The sequence below is a fragment of the Priestia sp. P5_B4 genome (genome assembly GCF_056400385.1).
Window position 1 is genome coordinate 1 of record NZ_JBFULJ010000281.1, and the last position, 4,473, is coordinate 4,473.

Genomic DNA, 4,473 nt, shown 5'->3' on the forward strand with positions numbered 1-4,473 from the left:
GCAGAAACCGCCAAGGAAAGTGCGAGGGTACTTGATGCTTCCCATAGCTTTACAGACTATAAGGAATTAGCGCAATCTAAAGATGTTGATTTAGTAGTAGTTAGTGTAAAAGTTCCGTTTCATTACGAAGCTTCAATTGCTGCCATAGAGGAAAAGAAACATATTTATTGCGAGTGGCCTTTAGGTGTAGATACTAAGCAGGCAATTAAACTGGCAAAGTTAGCGGATAAGGCGGACATTCACCATGCGATTGGGTTACAAGCAAGACAATCTCCCGAGGTGAATTATGTAAAGCAGGCTATTAACCAAGGGGAAATTGGAAGAATTATTTCCTGTACCATGCAGGTAGCGACACAAGGAAAGGGTGGAATAACAGATGAGGCAAACAGCTATATCTTAAAAAAAGAAAATGGAGCGAACCTTCTTACAATCAACGGTGGACACTCGCTTGATGTTCTGTGCTACATCTTAGGTGATTTTAAAGAGTTATCGTCGATAATGAATACGCATTATACAGAAGCTCTCATACAAGGAACAGAAGTTACGGTGCCAAAGGATACAGCGGACCAAATCTTAATACAGGGAACACTCAACGGCGATATTTCAGCGTCTGTTCATATTCAAGGCGGAGTTTATCCTGCTTTTCAATTAGAGATTAGAGGAGAAAAAGGTGTTTTTCGCTTAACTCAGAATTCTTCATCCGGTCACGTACAATTTGGTAATCTCAAAGTAGAGAAGGTTAAGTATCCTACTTATTTATTAAGTACTGAAAGTGTGTATGTTGAAGAGATAAACGTATCTTCAGCAAAAGATAATCATCCAAAAGATTACGTTGAAAAGGCTTATCAGGTGTTAGCAAAAGATATATTTGAACACAAAAGTCAAATTCCAAACTTCCACGATGCTGTTAAACTTCATCAACTATTGGATGCGGTTCGAATATCTGCAGAGACTGGTGAAAGGGTAACGCTTGATAAATAAACGAAAGCCTCTTTCTTATAAAGTTAAAATGTTTATAATTTTAATAACTATCAAGTCAATTGTAGAAGGGCATTTCCTACATTTGAAGAATAGTAACACCATTAAATGAATTGAAGGCTGACTGTATGGCTGCTAGAGCGACAGATTTAAAAATTGAATGGGAGTGTTCTTTAATGACAAATAGCAAAATGAATCCTAAGGTTAATGAATTTTTAACTAAAGCTAAAAAGTGGAAAGAAGAATATGAGACGTTGAGAAAGATTGTTCTTGACTGTGAGTTGACCGAAGATTTTAAATGGATGAACCCTTGTTACACGTTTGAGAAGAAAAACATTGTTTTAATACATGGATTTAAAGAATACTGTGCGCTGCTGTTCCCTAAAGGTTCTCTGTTACAAGATTCTCATGGTATTCTAATTCAACAAACGGAGAATGTACAAGGCGCGCGACAAATTCGGTTTACCAATGTGCAAGAAATAGCTGAAAAGGAAGCCATCTTGAAAGCTTATATTGATGAGGCCATCGAGGTGGAAAAAGCCGGATTAAAAGTCCAAGTTAAAAAGCCTGAAGAACTCATTATTCCTGATGAGCTACAGCATAAATTTGATGAAATACCTGCTCTAAAGAATGCTTTTACTACATTGACTCCAGGACGGCAAAGAGCATATATTCTTCATTTTTCTGCGGCCAAGCAATCTAAGACTCGAGAATCAAGGATTGAAAAATGCATTCCGAACATTCTTAATGGAAAAGGATTAAATGATTAGTACATTTTATTTAAAACATGGCCAATATAAATTGTTAATGTATTTGAGTCAAAAGTGAAACAAGGTTAAGTGAACTGACTGGTGTTCCATTTGTATAAAAGTAGAGTAAATTAAAAAAATTTTTATTTGAGGAGAAAATGCTATGGAAGTTTTTGCAGAATATTTAGCGCGTATAGATAGCCCTGACCACCGTGACCGAACAGAGGAGGTTTTGGCTTGGATTGCTAATACTTTCCCGAATTTGGAACCACAAATCAAATGGAATACGCCAATGTTTACTGATCGTGGAACATTCATCATCGGCTTTGCCTCAGCGAAACATCATTTGAGCGTTTCACCTGAAGAAACAGGCATCGTGCACTTTAATAATGACATTGCTCAGGCTGGATACAGCGCTACCAAAGGCTTGTTTCGAATTCTATGGACTGAGCCAGTAAACTATGAATTACTTAAAAAAATAATTGAGTTTAATATTTTAGATAAGAAAGACTGTTCAACTTTTTGGCGGAAATAAAAAGCAGATTATGAGCGGAGAAGAAGGAGGGTACAGAACGGTGGACTTTGAAATGGTTATGAAAGAACTTGAAGCGCTTGGTACGGAACGAATTAAAAAGACTTACATAAACAATGGTGCACACGATCCACTTTTTGGAGTGGCAACAGGAAAAATGAAGCCGATTGCAAAGAAAATCAAGAAAAATCAGGCTTTAGCCGAGCAGCTTTATGCGTCTGGCAATTATGACGCTATGTATTTTGCTGGTATCATTGCAGACCCAACAGAGATGACTGCGGAGGATTTTAAGCGTTGGATCGATAAAGCGTATTTTTACATGCTATCCGATTATGTAGTTGCAGTAACTTTGTCAGAAACCGATTTTGCGCAAGTTGTTGCTGATGAATGGGTGGCAAGTGATGAAGAACTTAAAATATCGGCAGGTTGGAGTTGTTACTGCTGGCTTTTGGGTAATCGTCCTGACGATGAATTTAGCACAAACAAGATTGTCGATATGCTTAATCAAGTGGAAAATACGATTCACGATTCTCCAAATCGGACGAAATCGGCTATGAATAATTTTATCTATACAGTGGGTATTTCATATTTGCCACTTCATGAGAAGGCGCTTGAAACTGCAAAGGCAGTAGGTCCAGTCGAAGTTAAGAAGGATAAGAAAAAAAGTAGTATTCTTCTTGCTTCCGAAAACATTCAAAAGGATATAGATAGAGGACGGCTTGGGTTCAAACGCAAACATGTAAGGTGTTAGCATAATTTGTAATGGAGCTGCACTACCTGAAACGAGACTCACAAGTATTTAATGATAATTAGCTTACTATACGCATGATGTTTTGTTCCTTCATAAACCATCCATTGAAGAAGTGGCAGGGGATAAAAGCTAAAAAACTCTTGAGAAAAGGAGAGATTAAAAATGAACATCCAAAAGGGAAATCTAAGAATCTGTCATAAAGGACATAAATATTATAAAAGCAGTAGCTGTCCGACCTGCCCAACCTGTGAGCAAGAACGCAAACCTGAAGAGGGATTTCTTTCCATGCTATCAGCACCAGCAAGACGAGCATTGGAAAGCAACGGGATAACTTCTTTGCAGCAGCTATCAACATTTAGTGAAAAAGAGATATTACAATTTCATGGTATGGGGCCGGCTTCTTTACCTAAACTTAGAACAGCTTTGCAGGCCAATGGGTTAGTCTTTAAAGATTAAACATTCATTAAGGATAGTTAAAACAAGAAATAGATCTGGATAAAGTGTACGAATAAGCTGAATTTCTGGATATGGAAGGATGTTAAGAGATAAAAAAGTAGTGGGAAAAAGAAGGGTTGGAGATTTAAGTTGAATCACAAACTAGATAAAGCATTAGCATTACGAAAGAATGGAAATCACAAAGAATCTAACGAATTGCTAAGTGAATTAGTTAAGGAATTTCCAGACGATGCTTTATATAACTATCAATGTGCTTGGAGCTTTGACATATTAGGAGAAGAAGAAAAGGCAGTACCCTTTTACGAAAATGCCATAAAGATAGGATTACCTTCGAAGGATATGGAAGGGGCAATATTGGGATTGGGCAGCACATATAGAGCCTTGGGGGAATATGAAAAGTCAAAAGATATATTTTTAAAGGGAATGGAATTATTCCCAGATAATCATGTAATTAAAGTGTTTTATTCTATGACCTTATACAATTTAAAAGAACATAGTCAAGCGATGGAACTGTTATTGAAGTGCTTACTAAATACGACAAATGACAATGAAATACTAAGTTATAAAAAAGCCTTACATTTTTATTCAGATAAACTGGATCAGACTTGGAAGTAGCTTGTAAAATTCACTGAATATAAGTTCGTTTTCTGAAACGAGGAGAGGGCTTTTTTTGTAACAATACTGGCAGGCTTCCTGCGATAAAATGACTTTTTAAATGATAGAGTGTGAAGAAGTACATTTAAACTATAGGGGGCGTTTGTTGAATAAGAGAGTCCTTACATATTATATATGTCTAATATGTAAGGAACCTTATTAGAAATAGATTTGAAATATGAGATCTTTGCTTTAGATCTTGCGCTTYTTTCTTTGTTGAAGCACTTATGTTTGTACCACTCTATCTCTATCCTTACTAAACTCTTCTTCAATTAGCTTATCCATGAGAAAATGATAAAAAACGTGATAATTTGTTTTAGTTAGTTTGTCCAGTTCCTGGTGAGTGATAATAT

Annotated in this window: 6 protein-coding genes; all 6 read left to right on the forward strand. The window is 36.5% G+C overall.

Annotation, left to right across the window (positions count from 1 at the left end; all coding sequences use genetic code 11):
• Positions 1 to 981 (forward strand): Gfo/Idh/MocA family protein (locus AC1DRF_RS17505; protein WP_477741266.1); only part of this gene is annotated, 981 nt, incomplete at its 5' end.
• 173 nt (positions 982 to 1,154) lie between these two features.
• Entirely contained in the window at positions 1,155 to 1,748 is a 594-nt protein-coding gene (locus tag AC1DRF_RS17510) for a YdeI/OmpD-associated family protein (RefSeq protein ID WP_477741267.1), read from the forward strand.
• Between the two features lie 142 nt (positions 1,749 to 1,890).
• Positions 1,891 to 2,262, forward strand: a complete 372-nt coding sequence (locus AC1DRF_RS17515) for an iron chaperone (protein ID WP_377568624.1) — start codon at positions 1,891 to 1,893, stop codon at positions 2,260 to 2,262.
• Between the two features lie 40 nt (positions 2,263 to 2,302).
• Entirely contained in the window at positions 2,303 to 3,010 is a 708-nt protein-coding gene (locus AC1DRF_RS17520) for a DNA alkylation repair protein (RefSeq protein WP_477741268.1), read from the forward strand.
• A 162-nt stretch (positions 3,011 to 3,172) separates the two neighbouring features.
• On the forward strand, positions 3,173 to 3,466 hold the full coding sequence (locus AC1DRF_RS17525) for an RNA polymerase alpha subunit C-terminal domain-containing protein (protein ID WP_097822988.1): 294 nt from the start codon (positions 3,173 to 3,175) through the stop codon (positions 3,464 to 3,466).
• 129 nt (positions 3,467 to 3,595) lie between these two features.
• On the forward strand, positions 3,596 to 4,081 hold the full coding sequence (locus AC1DRF_RS17530) for a tetratricopeptide repeat protein (RefSeq protein ID WP_097822987.1): 486 nt from the start codon (positions 3,596 to 3,598) through the stop codon (positions 4,079 to 4,081).
• Positions 4,082 to 4,473 lie beyond the last annotated feature (392 nt).